Source organism: Variovorax sp. TLI9-5A (assembly GCF_056867935.1).
Map to the genome: position 1 here is coordinate 2,420,571 of NZ_CP200310.1, position 23,518 is coordinate 2,444,088.

At 71.5% G+C, this 23,518-nt stretch carries 6 protein-coding genes; all 6 read left to right on the forward strand.

The genetic code is table 11. The features are described 5' to 3' along the window. The first annotated feature begins 44 nt into the window (after window positions 1–44). From AC1VNX_RS11670 to AC1VNX_RS11695, 6 genes are read left to right on the forward strand one after another with little or no spacing between them, the layout of a single operon-like run. Window positions 45–5,354, forward strand: coding sequence for an amino acid adenylation domain-containing protein (locus AC1VNX_RS11670; RefSeq protein WP_483161935.1), 5,310 nt, complete (start codon window positions 45–47; stop codon window positions 5,352–5,354). After that, window positions 5,354–5,827: a beta-ketoacyl synthase N-terminal-like domain-containing protein gene (locus AC1VNX_RS11675; protein ID WP_483156842.1), complete on the forward strand. Its 474-nt coding sequence runs from the start codon at window positions 5,354–5,356 to the stop codon at window positions 5,825–5,827. The genes AC1VNX_RS11670 and AC1VNX_RS11675 overlap by 1 nt, the downstream gene beginning before the upstream one ends. Beyond that, window positions 5,761–12,444, forward strand: coding sequence for an SDR family NAD(P)-dependent oxidoreductase (locus tag AC1VNX_RS11680; RefSeq protein ID WP_483156843.1), 6,684 nt, complete (start codon window positions 5,761–5,763; stop codon window positions 12,442–12,444). The genes AC1VNX_RS11675 and AC1VNX_RS11680 overlap by 67 nt, the downstream gene beginning before the upstream one ends. Then, complete coding sequence (locus tag AC1VNX_RS11685; protein WP_483156844.1) at window positions 12,441–15,572, forward strand: non-ribosomal peptide synthetase; 3,132 nt, start codon at window positions 12,441–12,443, stop codon at window positions 15,570–15,572. Before AC1VNX_RS11680 ends, AC1VNX_RS11685 begins: the two co-directional genes overlap by 4 nt. After that, on the forward strand, window positions 15,569–18,832 hold the full coding sequence (locus AC1VNX_RS11690; RefSeq protein ID WP_483156845.1) for an amino acid adenylation domain-containing protein: 3,264 nt from the start codon (window positions 15,569–15,571) through the stop codon (window positions 18,830–18,832). Before AC1VNX_RS11685 ends, AC1VNX_RS11690 begins: the two co-directional genes overlap by 4 nt. Then, window positions 18,829–23,469, forward strand: a complete 4,641-nt coding sequence (locus AC1VNX_RS11695) for a type I polyketide synthase (protein WP_483156846.1) — start codon at window positions 18,829–18,831, stop codon at window positions 23,467–23,469. The genes AC1VNX_RS11690 and AC1VNX_RS11695 overlap by 4 nt, the downstream gene beginning before the upstream one ends. Window positions 23,470–23,518: the final 49 nt, after the last annotated feature.

The following is a 23,518-nucleotide window of genomic DNA, read 5'->3' on the forward strand; positions in this document are numbered from 1 at the left end:
GCCGTTGCGCGGGCCCGGCAATTCAAGGAATCGATGTGAACCCGATGCACCCCGTGGACTTCGTGAGCCACCTGCGCGATCTGGCTGCGCGGCGGCCCGGCGACACTGCGCTGATCGCCGTCACCGACCGCGACGGCGCCCCCCTCGACGCCCCCATCACCTACGGCCGGCTCGACGAGCGCGTGCGCGGCCTTGCGGCACGGCTGCAGCAGTTGCATGGCCGTGGCGAGCGCGCGCTGATCATGCTCGACAACAGCGACGACTACGTCGTCAGCTTCTTTGCCTGCCTCTATGCCGGCCTCATCGCCGTACCCGTATTCCCGCCCGAGTCCACGCGCAGGCGGCACCTGGGCAAGCTGGAGGGCATCGCGGCCGACGCCGGCGCCTGCTGCGTGCTGACGCATGCGGCCATCAAGGCGTCCATCGCCAGCGTTGCCGAAGCCTTTGGCGACGCTCCGCTGATCGCCGTCGACGAGATCGGCGCCGAGGATGCCGACCGCTGGGTGCCTCACACGCCGGCCGCTTCCGACATCGCCTTCCTGCAGTACACCTCCGGCTCGACCTCTGCGCCCAAGGGCGTCATGGTCACGCACGCCAACCTCATGGCGAACATGCGTGCGATCGAGGAGGGGCTTTCCGTCGGACGGGACGACACCTTCGCGAGCTGGCTGCCGTTGAACCACGACATGGGCCTGATCGGCGGCCTGCTGCAGCCGCTGCACCGCGGCATTCCCGTCGTGCTGATGTCGCCGCGCTACTTTCTCGAGCGGCCCGTGCGGTGGCTCGAAGCCATCTCGCGCCACCGGGCGACCATCAGCGGCGGCCCCGACTTCGCCTACCGCCTGTGCCTCGAAAGAGTTTCGGAAGCGCAACTGCAGAAGCTCGAGCTGTCGAGCTGGACCCTGGCCTTCTCCGGCGCCGAGCCGGTGCGCGCCGATACGCTGCGTGAATTCAGGAAGCAGTTCGCGCCCGCGGGCTTCGCCGCCGGTGCGGTGTATCCGTGCTACGGCCTCGCCGAATCGACGCTGTTCGTGACCGGCGGCCAGCGCGGCGCGGGCATGGTCGCCCAGGACTTCTCGAGCCGCGGCCTCGCGCGCGGCGTTGTCGAGAGCCAGGCCGGATCTGAAGAAGGCACCACGCTCGTCGGCTGCGGCAGGACCGTCTGCGGCCATGCCGTGCGCATCGTCGATCCAGCTTCGCTGGCCGTGCGCGACGCAGGCGGCATCGGCGAGATCTGGGCCACCGGGCCCAGCATCGGAAGCGGCTACTGGAACAAGCCCGATGTGTCGCGCAATACCTTCGTCGAGCACGAAGGCGCCACCTGGCTGCGCACCGGCGACCTCGGCTTCGTACACGAGGGCCAGCTCTACGTGGCTGGGCGCATCAAGGACATGATCATCGTTCGCGGCCACAACCTGTACCCGCAGGACATCGAGCGCATGATCGAATCCGAGGTCGACATCGTTCGCAAGGGCCGCGTGGCGGCTTTCGCCGTCGATGGGCCGGACGGCGAGGGCATCGGCCTCGCGGCCGAGGTCTCGCGCAGCACGCAGAAGCTGGTCAGTCCCGAGGCGCTGGTCGAGACGCTGAGCGCGGCCGTGAGCGAGCAGTTCGGCGAGCCGCTGTCCGTCGTGATGCTGCTCAACCCCGGCGGCATGCCCAAGACCACCAGCGGCAAGCTGCAGCGCGGCGCCTGCCGGCAGGGCTGGATCGACCGGACGGCCGACGCCTACGCGATGTACGCGCACGGCGAATTCGTGCTCGGCGGTCCGGTGGCCACGGCGAACGCGCCCGCCGCGCAATCGGCGCTCGACGAGCTGGAGCAGGCCGTCGCCTCCATCTGGAACGAAGTGCTGCGCCGCGACGCGCAGCAGCCCGCGCTTGCGCGCGGCGATCACTTCTTCACCCGCGGCGGCAACTCGCTCGCCGCCACGCAGGTTGCGGCCCGCATTTCCGACCGATGGGAAATCGACTTCCCCGCGCGCATGCTGTTCGAGCAGCCGCGGCTGGGCGAGCTCGCCGCCGAAGTGCGCCGGGTGCTCGCGAGCGGCCAGCGCAGCCCGCGCAGCGCGATCCCCGTGCTGCCGGCCGAGCGCCGCGCCGGCCCGCTCGCGCTCTCGCACGCGCAGGAACGCCAATGGTTCCTGTGGCAACTCGATCCGAAGAGCACCGCGTACCACGTCGGCGTGGCGCTTGACCTGTCGGGCCCGCTGCATGCCGAAGCGCTGGGTGCGGCATTCGGCGACATCGTGGCCCGCCACGAGAGCCTGCGCACCGTGTTCCGCGCGGCGGCGGACGGGAGCGTCAGCCAGTGGCTTCAGCCCATGTCGCAGTTCGCGCTGCGGCACGTCGACCTGCGAGATCTGCGCGATCTGCCGGTGCACGAGCGCGAAGCTGCGGCGACCGAGCACGCGAGCCGCGTCCACGCCGAGCCCTTCGACCTCGGCGAAGGCCCGCTGCTGCGCGCGGCGCTGATCCGCCTCGACGAGGCCCGTCACCTGCTCGTCGTCGTGGCGCACCACATCGTGTCCGACGGCGCGTCCATGCAGGTGCTGGTCGACGAACTCGGCGCAGGCTATGCGGCCCGCGCGAAAGGCGAGGCCCCGCGGTTCGAGACGCTGCCGATCCAGTACGCCGACTACGCCCTCTGGCAGCGCGACTGGCTTGCCGCAGGCGAAGCCGCGCGCCAGCTCGCCTACTGGCGTGCCCAGCTCGGCGACGAGCATCCCGTGCTGGCCCTGCCCACCGACCATCCGCGCCAGGCGGTGGCGAGCTACCGCGCCGCCAGCCATGCCTTCGAATTCGACGCCACCCTCGTCGAGCGGCTGCGCGCTGCGGCGCAGGCGCAGGGCGCGACCTTCTTCATGGCGCTGCTGACCGGCTTCCAGGCGCTGCTGCACCGCTACACCGGCCAGCAGGAGGTGCGCGTCGGCGTGCCGGTGGCCAACCGCCACCGCAGCGAGACAGCGGGGCTGATCGGCTTCTTCGTCAACACTCAGGTGCTGCGCGCTTCGGTGAGCGGCCGCATGAGCCTCGCGCAGTTGCTGACGCAGGTCCGCGAAGCCGCGCTCGGCGCGCAGGCCCACCAGGACCTGCCTTTCGAGCAGCTGGTCGAGGCCCTGCAGCCGCAGCGCAGCCTGAGCCACAGCCCGTTGTTCCAGGTGATGCTCAACCACCTGCGCGAGGACGCGGACACGCTGCGCGCGCTGCCCGGCCTGGAAGCCCGCGAGCGCCGCATGGAGGAGGGCGCCGCGCAGTTCGAACTCGTGCTCGACATCCGCGAGCGCGCCGACGGAAGCACCGGCGCCGTGTTCACCTACGCGGCCGAGCTGTTCGAGCCCGCAACCATCGAGCGCATCGCCGCACACTACCGCGCGCTGCTGGAGGCGCTGGCGTCGGATTCAGTCCGGGCCCTCGGCGACGTGCAATGGCTCGACGCGGCACAGCAGCGCCAACTGCGAGACTGGTCTACCGGCGAGCGGCAATCGTCGCAACCGCAGCCCGTGCATCGCCTGTTCGAAGCGCATGCGCGTGCGGCCCCGGCCGCCGTTGCACTGATCGATGGTGACGCCCAGTGGAGCTACGCGGCCCTGAACGAACGCGCCAATCGCGTCGCCCAACGGCTGATCCGCCAGGGCGCCGTTCCGGGCACCGTCGTCGCGGTGGCCATCGAATCGGCCGTAGACCGCGTGGCGGGCCTGCTCGGCGTGCTCAAAGCCGGCGCAACCTACCTGCCGCTGGACCCTTCGCATCCCGCGCAGCGCATTGCGCAGTTGCTGGAAGACAGCGGCGCCGGGCTGCTGCTGGCGAGCACTGCGGATGTGGAAGTGCAGCGAGGCATCGCCTCTGTGCTGTTCGACGAAGAGCAACTGCGCAGCGAAGCCTCCACCGACCCGGAAATCGACCTGCACGAGGGCCAGCTCGCCTACCTCGTCTACACCTCCGGCACCACCGGCCGGCCCAAGGGCGTGGCCGTGCCGCACGGCGCGCTGGCCATGCACATCCAGGCGATGGCACGCACCTGCGGCATGCGCGCCGAAGACCGCTCGCTGCTGTTCGCGCTGCCGCACGTCGACGCGGCCATCGAGCAGTGCCTGCTGCCGCTCGCGACGGGCGCGGCCCTCGTGGTGCAGTCGCAGTGGTGCTCGCTCGCGGGCGAACTCGACGCCCTGCTGCAGCGCCACCGCGTGAGCGTGGTCGACCTGCCGCCGGCCTACGCCCGCCAGCTGATGCAGGGCCAGCCGCCGTTCGCGCACGCCGTGCGCCTCGCGCTCTTCGGCGGCGAGGCCTGGACCGGCGAAGACCTGGCGCTGATCCGCCGCGTGCTGCGCCCCGGGCGGATCGTCAACGCCTACGGCCCGACGGAAGCCGTCATCACGCCCACCGCGTGGAACGGTTCGGCGCACGACGACGTGCAGGGCTACGCGCCCATCGGCCGCCCCGTGGGCAACCGCACGGCCCATGTGCTCGACGCCGACATGCAGCCGGTGCCGCAAGGCGTTGCCGGCGAGCTGTACCTCGGCGGCGAGGGGCTGGCGCGCGGCTACCTCGGCCGCGCGGCGCTCACGGCCGAGCGCTTCGTCGCCGACCCCTTCGGCGACGCGGGCGGCAGGCTCTACCGCACCGGCGACCTCGTGCGCTGGCGCGGCGACGGCCAGCTCGAATACCTGGGCCGGCTCGACCACCAGGTGAAGATCCGCGGCTTTCGCATCGAGCTCGGCGAGATCGAAGCCCGCCTGCGCGAGCACCCTTCGGTGCGCGAGGCGCTGGTGCTCGTGCACGAGGCCGCGGCCGGCCCTTCGCTCGCCGCCTACGTCTCGCCCGCGCCTGCCGCGCAGATCGACACCGCCGCGCTCAGGGAGCGCCTGGCCCGCACGCTGCCCGACTACATGGTGCCCGCCGCCATCGTGGCGCTCGAGAGCTTTCCGCTCACCGCGGGCGGCAAGATCGACCGCCGCGCACTGCCTGCGCCCGTCGTTGCCGGGGGACAGGGCGGCCATGGCTACGAGGCGCCGCAGGGCGACGTGGCCGAGGCGCTGGCCGCGATCTGGGCCGAGCTGCTCAAGGTCGCGAAGGTCGGCATGAACGACAACTTCTTCGACCTCGGCGGCAACTCGCTGCTCGTGATCCGCATGCACCGGCTGATGGAAGACCGGCTCAAGCCGGGCCTCACCGTGGTCGACCTCTTCAAGTACCCGACCGTCGGCGCGCTCGCGCGGCGCATCGAACAGGGACAGCGCGGCGCCGCGCCTGCCGAGTCCGGCGGCGAGCTTGCCGACGACGGGCAGGCGCGCGCCCAGCGCCAGCGCGCGGCCCTGCTGCAGCGCCGCCGTCCCACCGAAAGAAGCCTCTGATGCAAGACCAGACACCTTCGTCCGAATACACGGGCATCGAGATCGCCATCGTCGGCATGGCCGGCCGCTTCCCTGGCGCGCCGGACGTCGACGCCTTCTGGCGCAACATCCGCGACGGCGTGGAGTCGGTCACCGTCTTCAGCGACGAGCAGCTGCGCGCGCGCGGCGTGCCCGAACGCACCCTGGCCGACCCCGACTACGTGAAGGCCGGCGTGCTGTTCGAAGGCTTCGACCAGTTCGACGCAGGCTTCTTCGGCTATTCGCCGCGCGAGGCCGAGCACCTCGATCCGCAGCAGCGCATCTTTCTCGAATGCGCCTGGGAGGCGCTGGAAAGCGCCGGCTGGCAGGCGGGCAACGGGGGGCGTCGGTCGGCGTCTATGCAGGCGACGGCCCCAATCTCTACCTCATGCGGCACCTGCTGCCCGCCTTCGGCGTGGATGCCGGCACCGGCATCGCCGACATGCTCGGCTTGATGAGCGGCAACTCCGCCGGCTCGCTGTGCACGCGCGTGGCCTACAAGCTCGACCTGCGCGGCCCGGCCGTCAGCGTGCAGACCGAATGCTCCACCTCGCTCGTGGCGGTGCACATGGCCTGCCAGGCGCTGTTGAGCCACGACTGCGACATGGCGCTGGCCGGAGGCGTGTGGCTCAACCTGCTGCAGGAAGGCGGCTACCGCTACCAGAGCGGCGCCATCCTCTCGCCCGACGGCCACTGCCGCGCCTTCGACGCGAAGGCCGCCGGCACCGTCATCGGCAGCGGCGCGGGCATCGTGGTGCTCAAGCGGCTTTCCGAGGCGCTGCGCGACGGCGACACCATCCACGCGATCATCAAGGGCAGCGCCTCCAACAACGACGGCTCCGACAAGATCGGCTTCACCGCGCCCAGCGTGCAGGGCCAAGCCAGCGCGATCCGCGCGGCGCAGATGGTGGCCGACGTTCCCGCCGCCACCGTCGGCTATGTCGAGGCGCACGGCACCGGCACAACGCTCGGCGACCCGATCGAGATGGCTGCGCTCACACAGGCCTTCGCCAGCGGCGGCGCGACCGAAAAGGGCCGCTGTGCCATCGGCTCGGTGAAGACCAACATCGGCCACCTCGACGCGGCCGCCGGCGTGGCCGGCCTCATCAAGGCGGCGATGGCGCTGCGCCACAGGACGCTGCCGCCCAGCCTGCATTTCGAGCAGCCCAATCCGCAGATCGACTTTGCGAACAGCCCGTTCTACGTGAACACCGAGGCCAGGCCCTGGCCGAAGGGCGACGCGCCGCGCCGCGCGGGCGTCAGCTCCTTCGGCATTGGCGGTACCAATGTGCACGTGGTGCTGGAGGAAGCACCGGCCGTCGTCGAACACGCGCAGGAAAGCGGCTGGCAGGTGCTGCCGCTGTCGGCCATGAGCGCCGCCGCCACGCGGCAGGCCGCGCAAAGGCTTGCAGCGCACATCGAGGTGCATCCGGAGCTCGCGCTGACCGACATCGCGCACACGCTGCAGTCGGGGCGCCGCGCCTTCGCGCATCGCAGCGCCGTGGTGGCAAACGAGGCATCGGCGGCAGCGCGCATGCTCGCTTCGGGCGAGGGCGTTGTCACCCCCAGTGCCGCCGCCTCGGTGCCGGCGCCCGAAGAACCGCCCGAAGTGGCGTTCCTGTTCCCCGGCGGCGGCACCCAGCACGCCAACATGGGCCTGGAGCTGTACCGCGGCGACACCGCCTTCCGCGAGGACGTCGACCGCTGCTGCGAGCTGCTGCGCCCCGAACTCGGCTTCGACCTGCGCGAGCTGCTGTTCCCCGCGCCGGGCGCGGAGGCCGACGCCGATGCGCGCCTTTTCAGCATCGCCCTGGCGCAGCCCGCCTTGTTCGTCATCGAATATGCAATGGCGCATTGGTGGATGCGCCGTGGCGTGCGCCCCGCCGTGATGATGGGCCACAGCCTCGGCGAATACGTGGCCGCCTGCCTGGCGGGCGTGTTCAGGCTGGAAGACGCGCTGCGCGTGGCGGCCCTGCGCGGCCGGCTGCTGCAGTCCATGCAGCCCGGCGCGATGACGGCGGTGCCGCTCTCGCAGGCCGAGCTCGCGCCCTACCTGAAGGACGGCTGCGACCTCGCCGCGGCCAACGGCGAGCAGCTCTGCGTGCTCTCCGGCCCCATCGGCGCCATCGAGGCAGCCGAGGAGAAGCTGCGCGGGCAGGGCCACCTGCCGCGCCGCCTGCATGTGTCCATCGCCTCGCATTCGGCGATGACGCAGCCGCTGCTCGGCGAACTCGAGCGGCTCATCGCCTCGGTGCCGCGGCAGGCACCGAAGATTCCCTTCATCTCCAACGTCACCGGCCGGCTCGTCACGGCCGAACAGGCGATGAGCCCCGGCTACTGGGCGCAGCACCTGCGCGGCACGGTGCAGTTCGTGGACGGCCTGCGCACGCTGCTCGACGTGCCTGGGCGCGTGGTGCTCGAAGTGGGCCCCGGCGAGACGCTCGCGGGCCTCGCGCGCCAGCACCCCAAGGCCGCGTCGGCGGCCGCCGTGCTCGCCAGCCAGGCGCATCCGCAGCAACGGGCGCGCAACGCGCAGCAGATCGCGCAGGCGCTCGCCAGCCTCTGGATCGCGGGCGTGAACATCGACTGGGCCGCCTGTCATGCGGGCCAGGCGCGTCGCCGCGTGCCGCTGCCGGCCTACCCGTTCCAGCGCCGCCGCTACTGGGTCGACGTGCCCGATGGCGCATCGGCGAAATCGGTGGGCAGGAAGCCGCTGGATGCGTTCTACGTGCCGGCATGGAAGCGCATCGAGGCGCCGATGCCCGTGGTCGGCGAGCCTGGCGCGGGCTGCGTGCTGGTTTACGGCGACGACAGCAGCTTCACCGGCCATCTTGCGCGTCACCTGCGCTCGCAGGGCCGTGCCGTGGCCATCGCGCAGCGCGGCGAATCCTTCGCGCGCAACGGCCGCGACGAGTGGGTGCTGCGTCCCGGCGAGCAGGCCGACCACGCGCGGCTGCTGCGCGAGGTCGAAGCCGACTTCGGCGCCATCGCCGCCATCCACCATCTCTGGTGCCTCGACGAGGTACCCGCCGCCGGGCCTCAGGCCGAGCTGCTGGAGCGCGGCTTCTTCAGCCTGCTGGCGCTGGTGCATGCGCTGGACACGCGCACCACCGCGGCCACCGCCGCCATGCTGCCCATCGCCATCGTCGCCAACCAGATCGAGGACATCACCGGCGCCGAGGCGCTGTGCCCCGAGAAGGCCACGCTGCCGGCCATGGCCAAGGTGATCGGCCAGGAATGCCCGCGCATCCGCTGCCGCTTGATCGACGTGATGCTGCCCGCGCCCGAGAGCGAGGCCGAGACACTGCTCGTCGAACAGATCGCCGCCGAAGCCGCGGCGCTGCTCGAAGAGCCGGGTGAGCCGCTGCTGGCATATCGCGGCGCGCATCGCTGGGCCAAGACTTACGAACCCGCGCCGTTGCCGGCTGCCCCACGGCCGCGACTGCGCCGGGAGGGCGTGTACCTCGTCACCGGCGGCCTGGGCGGCGTCGGCCTCGCCATCGCGAAGCACCTGGCACAGCACTGGCAGGCCAGGCTGGTGCTGCTCGGCCGCACGGCCATGCCCGAGCGCGCGGCGTGGGGCGCGCTGGCCGGCGACGCGAGCCAGACCGAGGCACAGAGAACGCGCCTGCGCCAGTTGCTCGAACTCGAATCGCTGGGCGCGCAGGTGCTGACCCTGTCGGCCGACGTGTCGGACCCGGCACAGGTGCGGGCCGCGCTCACGCTCGCGAACGCGCGCTTCGGCGCGCTGCACGGCATCGTCCACGCGGCGGGCGACGCGGGCGGCGGCATCATGGCCCAGCGCACGCGCGCACAGGTCGACACCGTGTTCTCCACCAAGGTGCGCGGCACCCGCGTGCTGCTGGACGCGGTGCGCGGCCAGCAGCTCGACTTCGTGCAGTTCTGCTCCTCCATCTCCAGCGTGGCCGGCGGCCTGGGCATGAGCGACTACGCCGCGGCCAACGCGTATCTCGACGCTGTGGCCATCGCGCATGCGCGCAGTGGCGGCTATCCGGTCTTCTCGGTCAACTGGGACGCCTGGCGCGGCCTCGGCATGGCCGAGAACATGGTGGTGCCCGAGGGCATCGGCATGGACGGGCCCGAGGGCGCGCGCACCTTCGAGCGCATCGTCAACGGCCCGCTGCGGCCGCAGACCGTGATCTCGACCACCGACCTCGCCGGGCGCCTCGGCCCGCTGGACAACGGCATGCTCGACCTGCTCGATGCCGAAGGCGCGCAGCCCGCCACGAGCGGCGGCAGCCATCCGCGCCCCACGCTGCAGACGCCTTTCGTCGCCCCCGAAGGCGAGCTCGCCAACGCGCTGGCCGCGCTGTGGACCGAGCGGCTGGGCATCGCGCCCATCGGCATGGACGACAACCTGTTCGAGCTCGGCGGCGATTCGCTGGTGGCGATCCAGCTGCTGTCGCGCATCCGCAAGGCCTATGCCGTCGAGCTGCACCCCAGCGAGTTCTTCAAGGCGCCGACCATCGCGGGGCTGATGGCGCACATGCCTGCGCAGGATGCCGCGGCGAACCGGGGCAGTGCCTCTTCGACCGAAATCGCGCCGGTGCCGCGCGACGGCGTGCTGCCGCTGTCGCCGATGCAGCGGCGCCTGTGGCTGGTTGACCGCCTCACCGATGCCGCCAATGTCTCGGGCCGCGCGGCCTACAACATGTCGGCCGGCCTTGCCCTGCACGGCGAACTGGACATCGGCGCGCTGCGCGCGGCCATCGACGCCATCGTCGCGCGCCACGAAGTGCTGCGCACCGTGTTCGCCGAGGACGGCGAGGGCGAGCCCGTGGCGGTGATCCGCGACCGCGTGAGCCTGGACATACCGGTCATCGACGTTCCTGGGGCCGGCAAGGCCGAGCGCGAGCGCCGCTATGCCGGGCTCTTCGACGAACTCGTGCGCATGCCTTTCGTGCTGGCCGAGGGCCCGCTGATCAAGGCCACCGTCGCGCGCCTTGGCGAGCGCGAGCATGTGCTGATCCTCGTGGTGCACCACATCGTGTTCGACGGCTGGTCGATCGCGGTGTTCGCGCGTGAGCTCGGCGATTTCTACCAGCGCGCGCTGCGCGGCCAGCCGCTGGCGCTCGCGCCGCTGCCGGTGCAGTACGTGGACTACGCCTCGTGGTACGAGCGCGCACTGGCCTCGCCCGCCTCCGGCGCCAAGGCCGCGTTCTGGCGCGACTATCTGCGCGACGCGCCCCAGGTCTCCAGCCTGAAACCCGACCACCAGCGCCCTGCCACCGCGTCGCACGCCGGCAGCTCGGTGGTGCTGGAGCTCTCGCCGGCCCTGTCGCAGGCGCTGGGCAGGCTCGCGCGCGAGGCCGACACCTCGCTCTTCACGCTGCTGCTGTCCTCCTTCTTCCTGTTCTTCCACCAGGCCTCGGGCGCCGACGACATCGTCATCGGCACCGACGTGGCGGGACGCGGCCATCCGGACCTGGAGCAGCTGCTGGGCTTCTTCGTCAACGTGGTGCCGGTGCGCTCGCGCATGGCCGGACCAAAGGCCGACTTCAGCCAATGGCTCGCGCGGACCAAGGAGCAGACGCTCGCCGCCATGGATCACCAGGACGTGCCTTTCGACCAGATCGTGGAGCTCGCGGGCGCACGCCGCGCGCGCGACCGCAATCCGCTGGTGCAGGTGCTCTTCGTCCTGCAGAACACACCGGAGATCCGGTTCGCCATCGAAGGCGCCGAGGTCGAGGTGCTGCCCCAGCAGATGAACGAATCCAAGTTCGACCTGGCGGTGTTCGCCAGGGAGCAGGCCGGCGCGCTCACCGTCGAGTGGGTGTACGCCACAGACCTGTACCGGCGGGAGACCGTCGAGAAGTCCGCCGCTTCGTGGCACGCGCTGCTGGAGCGGATCGCCGCAACACCGGGGCTGGCCATCGACGCGCCGGCCACCACCCCATCGCAGGAGCGAATCGACATGAACAACACCACCCGACCCGCAGCCGGCAGCGGCAACAAGATGGACAAGCTCGGCAAGCTTGGGAAACTCGCCAAGGCCGCGCCCGGCGCCGAAGCCGCGCGCACCGCCGCGCGCCCCGTGGTCCAGACCTCCTTTCTCGAGCCCGGCGCCGAGTTCCCCATCGTGCTGCAGGCCACCACCACCGACCTCGACACCGTGGCCTGGGCGAAGAGCCAGGCCGACTACATCGAGATGCTGGTGGCGAAGCACGGCGGCATCCTGTTCCGCAACTTCGGCCTGAAGACGCCGCAGGACTTCGAGGCCTTCGCCGAGGCCATCGAGCCCGAGCTGTATGGCAGCTACGGCGACCTGCCCAAGAAGGAGGGCGGCAAGAAGACCTACCGCTCCACGCCGTACCCCGAGCGGCAGATGATCCTGTATCACAACGAGAGTTCGCACCTCGACCGCTGGCCGCGCAAGCAGTGGTTTTTCTGCGAACTGCCCTCGCCGGTGGGCGGGGCCACGCCCATCGTCGACTGCCGCGAGATGCTGCGCCGCCTGCCGGCCGGCATGGTGGCCGAGTTCGAGCGCAAGGAGCTGCTGTACGTGCGCACCTTCACGCCGGGTCTGGACGTGAGCTGGCAGGACTTCTACAAGACCGACCGCCGCGAGGACGTGGAAGCCCGCCTTGCCACGGCCGGCATCGCCTGGCGCTGGCTCGACGGCGACACGCTGCAGACGCGCACCCGCTGCCCTGCGGTGATCCACCATCCGCTGACCGGCGAGAAGGTGTTCTTCAACCAGATCCAGCTGCACCACCCGGCCTGCCTCGAGGCGCAGGTGCGTGAAGACCTGCTGGCCATGGGCGGCATCGACCGCCTGCCGCGCAACGTGACCTACGGCGACGGCTCGCCCATCTCCGACGAGACCATGGCCGTGGTCGGCCGCGTCTACGAGGAATGCGCGGTGCGCTTCGACTGGCGGCAGGGCGACATCGTCATGCTCGACAACATGCTCGCCGCCCACGCGCGCGACCCTTACGAAGGGCCGCGCAAGATCGTGGTGGCGATGGGCGCGATGTTCGACCGCGCCGCGCTGGCAGGCGCCGCGCAGGTGGCGACCGACGCCCGCATGGCCGACGAGCAGGGGGCATGAGCGTGACGACCGTGACCACTGACAACGCCGAAACCACCTTCGCGCTCAGCCCCGAGCAGCGCCTCGTGCCCGCCGGGGCGCCCCGCCTGCTGATGCTGGCCGGCATCGAGGGCCCGCTGGACACCGCGCGCCTGCGCATGGCGGTGGAGAGCGTGCTGCGCGCGCACGGCGCGCTGTGCGCGTCCATCCGGCAGGTGCCCGGCTACCGGGGCCTGCGGCTGCAGTACCACGACGAGATGCCGCCGCTGAAGTGGCAGTCCGTCGACATGCCCAACGCCTCCGGCGAGGCCGTGGCCGCACGGCTCGACGCCTTCAACCGCGGGCCGCTGGCCATGGAGCGCGGCGAACTCGTCAGCGCCGACCTCGTGCGCACGGGCGAGGCGCGGCACACGCTTGCGCTGTCGGTGAACCCGCTGGCCGCCGACCGCGAGAGCCTGCAGAACCTTTTCGACCAGATCGCCACCGCCTACCTCGGCGAGGGCAGCCTCGATCCGGAAGACATCTTCCAGTACGCGCGCTTCGTCGAATGGCGGCAGGACCTGGTCGAAGGCGAGGATGCCGCCGAGGGCCGCGCCTACTGGCAGCGCTTCGCGGCCGACGCCGCCACGCTCGCGCCGCCGCGCCTGCATGCGCGGCTCGACGGCGCCGGAGCGCCAACGGCGCGCCACGAGGCCGGCGCTGCCATCGACGCGGCGCTCTCGGCCCGCGTGGCCGAACGCGCGGATGCGCTGGGAGTCGAGCCCGAGACCCTGCTGCAGGGCGTCTGGTGGCTCCTGCTCGCTCGGCTGGACGGCGGCGCTGGCCGCTTCGCCGGCGGCTGGCAGCACGACTGCCGGCGCGACTACGAGCCGATGCAGGGCGCGGTCGGCCTGTTCGACAAGGTGCTGCCCATCGTGGTCGACGTGGCTTCCGGCGAATCTTTCGCGAACTGGATCGGCCGGCTGCAGGGCACCATGGCCGCGCACGTCGACGTGCAGGAATACTGGTCCGTCGATACGCCACTGCTCGCCGCACACACCGTCGTCGGTTTCGCCTCGCACGAGGCGTGCCGCCGCCATGGCACCGGCACGCAATGGACGCTGGCCGGCCTGCCCGGTCCGATGCAATGCTTCGAGCTTGCGCTGCAGGCCGCATGGAGCGCCGAGGGCACCGCGCTCTCGCTGCACGCCGATGCGGCGCGCTACAGCCGCGCCGCGCTGGAGCGCCTGCTGATGCAGTTCGCGACCCTGCTCGACGCCGTGGTCGCGCAGCCCGATGCGCCCGTGGGCTCGCTGCCGCTGGTCGGCGCGAAGGAGCAGGCGCTGCTGCTCGCGCGGAACGGCGCGCGCATCGACGTGGGCACGCAGAGCGTGGCCGATCGCATCGCGCACTGGGCGAAGACGACGCCCGAGGCCCCCGCGCTCGAAGAGGGCGGGCAACGCCTGAGCTACCGCGAGTTCGATGCCCGCATCGACCGCCTCGCGCACTGGCTCGTCGCGCAGGGCGTGAAGCCGGGCACCATCGTCGCGCTCAACCTGCCACGCTCGCTCGGTCTGCCGGTGGCGATGTTCGCCGCCTGGCGCGCGGGCGCCGCCTACCTGCCGCTGGAGCCCGGCTGGCCCGAGGCGCGCCGCGCCGCCGTGCTCGCCGATGCGCAGCCCGTGCTGGTGCTTGATGCCCTGCCGGCCGCGCTCGACGACCTGCCCGGCGAAGCGCCGGCGCACCGCATCGCGCCGCAGGACCTGGCCTATGTGCTCTACACCTCCGGCTCCACCGGCAAGCCCAAGGGCGTCGCCATCGAGCAGGGCCAGCTGTTGAACTACGTGGCCGCTGCCTCGGCCGCGATGAAGCTCGATGAATGCCGGCGCTGGGCGCTCACGAGTTCGGTGGTGGCCGACCTTGGCAACACCGCACTCTTCGGCGCCTTCTTCAACGGTGCATGCCTCGTCGTCGCGGATGAGGAAGAAGCCAGGGACGCGGAAGCCTTCGCGCGCTTCATGGCCGCGCATGCGATCGACGCGATCAAGATCGTGCCCTCGCATCTGGAGGCGCTGCTCGAATGCGAGGCGCCCAACCTGCCGCGCACGCTGGTGCTGGGCGGAGAGGCCGCGCCACGCGCGCTGGTCGAGCGCATCGCGCGGCTCGCGCCGCAGTGCGCCATCTACAACCACTATGGGCCGACCGAGACCACGGTCGGCGTGATGGTGCATGCCGTGCCTGTGGACGAGCAACTGCCCGCGCAGCTCCCGCTGACGCAGGTGCTGGCCAACAACCGCGTGCACGTGCTCGACGCATCGCTGCGCCTCGTGCCGGCGGGCGGCATGGGCGAGCTCTACGTGGGCGGTGCGCAGCTGTGCCGTGGCTACCTGAACCGCAAAGCGAACGAGGGGGGCGAGGCCTTCGTCGCCGACCCGTTCAACCCGGGCGAGCGGCTCTACCGCACCGGCGACCTGGCCCACGTGCTGCCCGAAGGCGGCATCCGCCTGGCGGGGCGCGCGGACCATCAGGTGAAGATCCAGGGCTTCCGCGTGGAGCCCGCCGAGGTCGAGGCGGTGCTGCTGGCGCAGCCGGGCGTGCGGCAGGCGGTGGTGCTTGCGGTGCAGGATGCCGCGGGCGCGGCGACGTTGGCCGCCTTCTTCGTCGCGGACGATGCCGCGCTTGCCGATGGCCGCGCGCTGCGCGAGCGGCTCGCCGCGCAGCTGCCCGCGCACATGGTGCCGGCCGGCTTCAAGGCGGTGGACGCCTTCGAGCGCTTGCCCAACGGAAAGATCGACCGCCTCGCGCTTGCCGCGCTGGCGGCGAAGGAACCCGCCGCAGCCGATCGCCGCGTGCGCACCGAGCCGCGCGACGCGCTCGAAGCTGTGCTGGCCGACGGCATGGCCTCGCTGCTGGGCAGCGGCCCCATCGGCGCGGATGAAGATTTCTTCGAGCTCGGCGGCCATTCGCTGCAGGTCATCAAGCTGGTGGCGCGCATCCGCAAGCAGCTGCAGGTGGAGATCGCGGCGGGCGCTGTGTTCGACCACGCGACGCCGGCCGCGCTCGCCGTGGTGCTGCGCGAGGCCAGCGGCGATGCCGAGGGGCTCGAGCGGCGGGCGCGGTCGCTCCGGCAGTCCGAAGAGGCGACGGCAGAAGCAAGCGAGGCTGCATGAGCATCGGTATCGTCAGCACGGTGCGCGATGGCGATGCCGTCGCGCTTTCCTACGCGCAGGAGCAGCTCTGCTTCCTGCAGAAGCTCGAACCCGGCCTCACGGCATACAACCTGCCGCGCGTCTTCCGCCTGGGTGGCGCGCTCGACGCCGATGCGCTGGAGCGTGCGTTCCAGGCGCTCATCGCGCGCCACGCCATCCTGCGCACCGCCTTCTTCGAGCAGGACGGCGTGCCGATGCAGCGGGTGCTGGCATCGGCGCCCTTCGCGCTGGAGCGCATCGATCTCTCGGCGCTTTCGCCCGATGCGCAGAAGCAGCCGCTGGACGAGGCCGTGCGCCGCACCGCGGCGCACGTGTTCGACCTGGGCGCCGCGCCCGCGCTGGTCGCGCGGCTGGTGAAGCTGGGCGACCGGCGCCACGTGCTGGCCGTGTGCCTGCATCACGTGGTCTCCGATGCGTGGTCGAACCCGATTCTTGCCAACGACCTGGCGCGGGCCTACCGGCTCGCGCTGCGCAGCGGCGGTGCCGCTGTCACGCTGCCGCCGCTGCCGGTGCAGTACGCCGACTACGCCGTGTGGCAGCGCGCGAGCGTGCAGGGCGGTGCGCTGGCGCGACAGCTCGACCACTGGAACCGGCACCTCGGCCCCGAGGTTCCGTCGCTCGACTTGCCGACCGACCGCACGCGCCCCGCGCAGAAGACATTCGCCGGCACCGCGCTGGGCTTCGAGCTGCCGGCGGCGCTGGCCCTGGCAGTGCAGAAGTTCTGCCGCGCCGAGAAATGCACGCCCTTCGTCGCGCTGCTCGCGGCATGGCAGGTGCTGCTGTCGCGCCTGAGCGGGCAGGGCGACTTCGCCATCGGCGTGCCCAACGCCGGCCGGCACCACGAGGAGGTCAGCGAACTGCTGGGCTTCTTCGTGACCACCCAGGTGTTCCGCGCGCGGCTCTCGCCGCGGCAGAGCCTGCGCGAGGTCTGCCGGCAGGTGCGCGCCGATGCGCTGGCCGCGCTGGACAACGCCGACCTGCCCTTCGAAGTGCTGCTCGCGAACCGCAAGGACCGGCGCGACCCGGCACGCAGCCCGCTGTTCCAGGTGATGTTCGGCGTGCAGATGTCCGGCGAGGCCGTGGCGCTCGATTTCGAGGGCGTGCAGGCCGAGCTGGAAGAGTTCGACGACGCGGGCGCCAAGTTCGACCTGTCGCTGGATTTCTACATCGACCCGCAGGGCGTGCGCGGCCGGCTCGAATACAACACCGACCTGTTCGAGGCGCGCACCGCGCAGCGGCTGGTCGACAGCTACCAGCGCGTGCTGCAGACGCTGGCGGCCGACCCCGACTGCGTGCTCGCGAATCTCGTGCTGACGGGCGAGGAGGAACGCGCCGAACTGATGCGCCATAGCGCCAACCTGCCACACCGCGCCTACACCGATCCGGTGCACCGGCTGATCGGCCTGCAGGCGCAACGCACCCCCGACGCGGTGGCGCTGGTGTTCGGCGACGCCTCGCTGAGCTACGCTCAACTCAATGCAAAGGCGAACCGCCTCGCGCACCGCCTGATCGCGCTGGGCGTGAAGCCCGACACCAAGGTCGGCATCGCGGTCGAGCGCAGCATCGAGATGGTGGTGGGCCTGCTGGGCATCCTCAAGGCCGGTGGCGCCTACGTGCCCATCGACCCCGAGTACCCGAGAGACCGCATCGCCTACATGCTCGAGGACAGCGGCGTCGCGCTGCTGCTCACCCAGAGCCACGTCGTGCCGGGCATTCCGCTTCGCGAGGGCGTGCAGGCCATCGAGCTGGACCGGCTGGACCTGGAAGCCGGCCCGAGCGTCGACCCCGGCGTGCCCCTGCACCGCGAACACCTCGCCTACGTCATCTACACCTCCGGCTCCACCGGCCGGCCCAAGGGCGCGGCCAACCGGCACCTGTCGCTGTACAACCGCCTCGCGTGGATGCAGGACGCCTATTCGCTGGGCGAAGCCGACACCGTGCTGCAGAAGACCCCCTTCAGCTTCGACGTGTCGGTGTGGGAATTCTTCTGGCCGCTGATGCAGGGCGCGCGCCTGGTGGTGGCCCGACCGGGCGATCACCGCGAGCCGGCGAAGCTGGTCGAGCTGATCCGCCAGCACCAGGTCAGCACCATCCACTTCGTGCCCTCCATGCTGCAGGCCTTCGTGGCCCATGAGGGCATCGAGGCCTGCACCAGCCTGAAGCGCATCGTGTGCAGCGGCGAGGCCCTGCCCGCCGAGGCGCAGGCCAGGGTGTTCGAGCGCCTGCCCGGTGCGGGCCTGTACAACCTGTACGGCCCCACGGAGGCGGCCATCGACGTCACGCACTGGACGTGCAGGCCCGATGGACGCAACCACGTCGCCATCGGCCGCCCGATCGCGGGCACGAAGACCTACGTGCTCGACGATGGCCTGAACCTCGCGACCCAAGGACTGCCGGGCGAGCTGTACCTCGGCGGCATCGGCCTGGCGCGGGGCTACCTGGACAAGGCAGGCCTGAGCGCCGAGCGCTTCGTCGCCGATCCGTTCGGCGGCGCCGGAGAGCGGCTGTACCGCACGGGCGACCTGGTGCGCTGGAGGGAGGACGGAGAGCTCGAATACCTGGGGCGCATCGACCATCAGGTGAAGATCCGGGGCTTGCGCATCGAGCTGGGGGAGATCGAGGCGCAGTTGCTGGCGCAGCCGGGGGTGCGCGAGGCGGTGGTGGTGGCGCAGCAGGCGGCGGGCGGTGCGCGGCTGGTGGCGTATGTCTCGGGCGCAGCGGGCTCGCAGGCCATGGACGCGGCGATGCTGAAGGCGAAGCTGCTGGAGAAGCTGCCCGAGTACATGGTGCCGGGGCCGATCGTGGTGCTCGACGCGCTGCCGCTGAACGCCAACGGCAAGGTCGACCGCAAGGCGCTGCCGCAGCTCCAGGCGCCCGGCGCTGCCACCCGTGTGGCCCCCACGCGCGAGATCGAGCAGGCCCTCTGCGTCATCTGGGCGCAGGTGCTGGGCCTCGACGGTGTGGGCATCCAAGACAACTTCTTCGACATCGGCGGCCATTCGCTGCTGCTGGTGCAGGTGCAGGCGCAGATCAAGTCGCAACTGGGGCTCTTCGTTCCGTTGGTCGACCTGTTCAGGCACCCGACCGTCGCCTCCCAGGCCCAGCGCCTGAGTCCCACCCATTCGGAAGAAACCGCCATGCAGCCGGCGCGCGACGGTGCGCGCAGGCAGCGCGAGGCCATGTTGCGGCGAAAGAAGGCCGCGGAAGGAATGCACCGATGACGAGCGAAGCCAGCGAGCAAGGCGACATCGAGGACTTCGGCGCGATCGACATCGCCATCGTCGGCCTGGCCGGGCGCTACCCCGGCGCGCCGAACGTCGACGCCTTCTGGCGCAACATCCGCGACGGTGTGGAGTCGGTGAGCTTCTTTTCCGACGAGGAGCTGCGCGCGCGCGGCGTTCCGGCCGAGGCGCTGGCCGATCCCGACTACGTGAAGGCTGGCGTCGTGCTCGATGGCATGGACCGTTTCGACGCGGGCTTCTTCGGCTACTCGGCACGCGAGGCCGAGTACCTCGATCCGCAGCAGCGCTTCTTCCTGGAGACGGCCGTCGAGGCACTGGAGCATGCCGGCGGCTACGGCGAACGCCAGTCCAGGCGCATCGGCATCTACGGCGGCGCGAGCACCAACCAGTACGCCTGGCGCAACCTGCTTTCGGCCGGCGTGCTGAGCGGCAAGGGCGAAGAAGCCACGCTGCAGACGCTGGTCAACGGCAACGAGAAGGACGCGCTGTGCACCCGCGTGGCCTACGAACTCGACCTGCAGGGGCCGGCGGTCACGGTGCAGACGGCCTGCTCGACCTCGCTGGTGGCCGTGCACATGGCCTGCCAGGCGCTGCTGAACCACGAGGCCGACATGGCGCTGGCCGGCGGCGTCTCGCTGAACCTGGGGCAGGGGCTGGGCTACCGCTACCAGGCGGGCTCGATCGCATCGCCCGACGGCCACTGCCGCGCGTTCGACGCGCGCGCGGCCGGCACCATCAGCGGCAGCGGCGCAGGCATCGTCGTGATGAAGCGACTGGCCGACGCGGTGGCCGACGGCGACACCATCCACGCCGTCATCAAGGGCTCGGCCATCAACAACGACGGCTCGGCCAAGGTGGGCTACACCGCGCCCAGCGTGGAAGGGCAGGCGCAGGCCATCCTCGCCGCGCAGATGGTCGCCGACGTGGAGCCCGGGAGCATCGGCTACGTGGAGGCGCATGGCACGGCGACGCCGATGGGCGACCCCATCGAGATCGCCGCGCTCACGCAGGCCTTCCGCAGCGGCACGGAGCGTTCCGGCTACTGCGCCATCGGCTCGGTGAAGACCAACATCGGTCATCTGGACGCGGCGGCCGGCGTGACGGGGCTCATCAAGGCGGTGCTCGCGCTGCGGCACCGCACGCTGCCGCCCAGCCTGCACTACGAGAAGCCGAATCCGCAGATCGACTTCGCTGGCAGCCCCTTCTACGTCAACACGGCTGCGCGCGACTGGCCCGCCGGCCCCACGCCGCGCCGCGCGGGCGTGAGTTCCTTCGGCATGGGCGGCACCAATGCGCACGTGGTGCTGGAGGAGGCGCCCGCCGCCGCGGCCACCGGCGTGGCGCGTGCATGGCAGGTGCTGCCGGTGTCGGCCCGCAGCGCCGATGCGGCGCGCGCGGCGCAGGCGCGCCTGTCGCGTCACATCGCAGAGAACACGGACGGCGCGGCACCGCCCCTGGCCGACATCGCCTACACGCTGCAGACGGGACGCAGGCACTTCGCCCACCGCCGGGCCGTGCTGGCATCGAACCCGGCCGACGCCGCGCGCCTGCTCGAGGCGCCCGACGCGGCGCACGGCTGGTCCGGCGCGTGCTCCGCCGAGGCGGCGCAGGCCGCCTTCCTGTTCCCGGGGCAGGGCGCGCAGCACGTGCACATGGGCCGCAGGCTCTACGAGAGCGAGCCGAAGTTCCGCGAGGTGGCCGACCAGTGCTGCCGGTTGCTCGAGCCGCTGCTCGGGCTGGACCTGCGGCAGTACCTTTTCCCGGCCGAGGCCGACGAGGCTGCGGCGGCGCAGAAGCTGTCGCAGACAGCCATCACGCAGCCCGCGCTCTTCGTCGTCGAGTACGCGATGGCGCGGCTGTGGATGCACTGGGGCGTGCAGCCCTCGGTCATGCTCGGGCACAGCGTCGGTGAATATGTGGCCGCGTGCGTCGCGGGTGTGTTCGGCCTGGAGGATGCGCTGGCGCTCATCACCGCGCGCGGACGGCTGATGCAGGGCCTGCCGCGTGGCGAGATGCTGGCCGTCGCGCTGTCGGAGGCCGAGCTTCAGCCATGGCTCTCGCCCGACTGCAGCCTCGCGGCCATCAACGACGAGAAGCTCTGCGTGCTTTCCGGCACGCCGGACGCCATCGCCTCGGTGGAGCGTGAACTGAGTGCGCGCGGCACCGTGGCGCGCCGGCTGCACGTCTCGCATGCCTTCCACTCATCGATGGTGGACCCGGTGCTGCCGGCCTTCGAGGCGCTGGTCGATGGCGTGCGCAGGAATGCGCCGGCCATTCCCTTCATCTCCAACGTCACGGGCCGGCCGATCACCGACGCCGAGGCGGTCAGCGCGCAGTACTGGGTGCGGCATCTGCGCGGCACGGTGCGTTTTGCCGAAGGGCTGGGCGAGGTGCTGGGCATGGCGGGCCGCGTCGCGCTGCTGGAAGCAGGGCCGGGCGAAGTGCTGGTGTCGCTGGCGCGGCGCCATGCCCGCGCGGCCTCGGCCGCCTGCATCGTGGCATCGCAGACCCGGCCGCAGCAATGGCGCGAGGGCGACGCGCAGTGCGCCCGCGCGCTCGCGCAACTGTGGGTGGCGGGCGTGCCGGTCGACTGGCACGCCTATCACTCGGATTCGCGGCGGCGGCACGTGCCGCTACCCACCTATCCCTTCGAGAGCCGGTCCTACTGGATCGAGCCGGTGAAGGCCTCTGCGACCGGTGCGCCCGCGCCGGTGAAGCAGGCCGCACCCGGCCAGCGCGAGCTGGCGGACTGGTTCAGCACCCCCGCGTGGCAGCGGGCGGCGATTTCCGCTGAGCCTGAGGCCGAGGCCAAAGGCGGCTATTGCCTCGTGCTCGGCGACGCGGGCGATTTCCGCTCGGAGCTGGTGCGCAGGCTGACCGGCGAGGCGGCGGCGCCCGTCGTGGTGGCGGAGAGCGCATCGGCCTTCGAGGCCATGGGCGCGCAGCGCTACGGCGTGCGCCCCGATGAGCACGGAGACCTGGCGCGCGTGCTTCGGGAAGCCGGCGCGGCGCACGGTCCCCTGCGCCGCATCTTCCACCTGTGGAGCCTGGAGGAGAGCGAGGCGGATGCCCCGCTGGAGCCCGCCCTGGCGCGCGGTTTCCACAGCATGCTGGCGCTGGTGCAGGCGCTGTACGGCGAAGGTGTCGCCGGCCAGGGCGAACGCCTGCGCGTGACGGTGGTCGCCAGCCAGGTCGAGGACGTGACGGGCCTGGAAAGCCTGAACCCCGCCAAGGCGATGCTGCATGGCCCCTGCAAGGTGCTGCCGCAGGAGTTTCCGGAGGTAGGCTGCCAGCTGATCGACTTGGTGGTGCCCCGCGACGGCGCGGCGCTGGCCCGGCTGGCCGGGCAGGTGCTGGCCGAGTCCCGCGCCGCCGAGCCGCCGGAGCTGGTGGCGTATCGCGGGCCGCACCGCTGGCTGCAGCGCTTCGAGCCCGCGCCGCATGGCGAGAGCCAGCCGGCCCGCCAGCGGCTGAAGAAGCAGGGCGTCTACCTCATCACAGGCGGCCTCGGCGGCATCGGCCTCGCGCTGGCTGGCCGGCTGGCGCGCGAATGGCAGGCCCGGCTGGTGCTGGTGGGGCGCTCCGGCCTGCCGGCGCGCCACTTGTGGGGCGAGGTCATCGCCGATCCTTCCACCTCCGCGGAATTGCGGGAGCGGCTGCAGAAGCTGACGCAGCTTTCGCAGGCCGGCGCCGAGTTGCTGGTGCTGCAGGCCGACGTAGCCGACGCGGCGCGCATGCGCGAAGTCGTGCAGCAGGCCGTCGGGAAGTTCGGGGCCGTCGACGGCGTGATCCACGCGGCCGGCCTGCCGGGCGGCGGCGTGATGGCGCAGCGCGAGCGCGCGGCGGTGGAGGCCGTCTGCGCGCCCAAGGTGCAGGGCACGCGCGCATTGCTGGCGGCGCTGGAGGGGCAGTCGCCCGACTTCGTGGTCTTCTGCTCGTCCACTGCCGCAGCGCTCGGTGCCTTCGGCGACGCGGACTACTGCGCTGCCAACTGTTTTCTCGACGCCACGGCGCGGCTGGCACTGCGCGAACAGCCTTTCCCGGTCTGGTCGCTCAACTGGGACACCTGGCGCGAAGTCGGCATGGCCGCCCATCGCGGCCACCCGGAGGGCGTGGGTATTTCCACGGAAATGGGCACGCTGGCCCTGGAGCGCGTGCTCGCGGGCGCGGTGGCGCCGCAGCTCTTCGTGTCGCCGCTGAGCGTGGAGGAAAAGCGCGCCCGCCTGACCTCTCTGGATTTCGACGTGGAATCCCCGCCGGAGGCTTCCGCCCGCCCGGCCGGCGGCGTGCACGAGCGGCCCGCGCTGGCGACGCCCTTCGCGCCGCCCGCGAGCGAGCTGGAGGCCGACATCGCCGGCATGTGGAGCGAGGCGCTGGGTTTCTCGTCCGTCGGGGTGAACGACAGCCTCTTCGAGCTGGGCGGCGACTCGCTCACGGCCATCCAGCTGCTGGCCCGGGTGCGCAAGAAGTTCGGCGTGGTGCTGCACCCGGCGGCGCTTTTCAACGAGCCGACGGTGGTGGCGCTCGCCGCGCTGGTGGAGCTGCACCTGATCGAGCAGATCGAGCAGTTGGAGAAACAGGAGAAGAGCAGCGGACAGGTGGAAGGGGTGGCCTGAACAAAGAGGCGCCGGATACGTCATCAAGGGTGAAGTCCACCGCGTGGAC

Excerpts from the sequence above, each read along its gene's own strand:
- AC1VNX_RS11670 (WP_483161935.1), top strand. The coding sequence starts at position 45 with ATGCACCCCGTGGACTTCGTGAGCCACCTGCGCGATCTGGCTGCGCGG.
- AC1VNX_RS11675 (WP_483156842.1), top strand. The coding sequence starts at position 5,354 with ATGCAAGACCAGACACCTTCGTCCGAATACACGGGCATCGAGATCGCC.
- AC1VNX_RS11680 (WP_483156843.1), top strand. The coding sequence starts at position 5,761 with ATGCGGCACCTGCTGCCCGCCTTCGGCGTGGATGCCGGCACCGGCATC.
- AC1VNX_RS11685 (WP_483156844.1), top strand. The coding sequence starts at position 12,441 with ATGAGCGTGACGACCGTGACCACTGACAACGCCGAAACCACCTTCGCG.
- AC1VNX_RS11690 (WP_483156845.1), top strand. The coding sequence starts at position 15,569 with ATGAGCATCGGTATCGTCAGCACGGTGCGCGATGGCGATGCCGTCGCG.
- AC1VNX_RS11695 (WP_483156846.1), top strand. The coding sequence starts at position 18,829 with ATGACGAGCGAAGCCAGCGAGCAAGGCGACATCGAGGACTTCGGCGCG.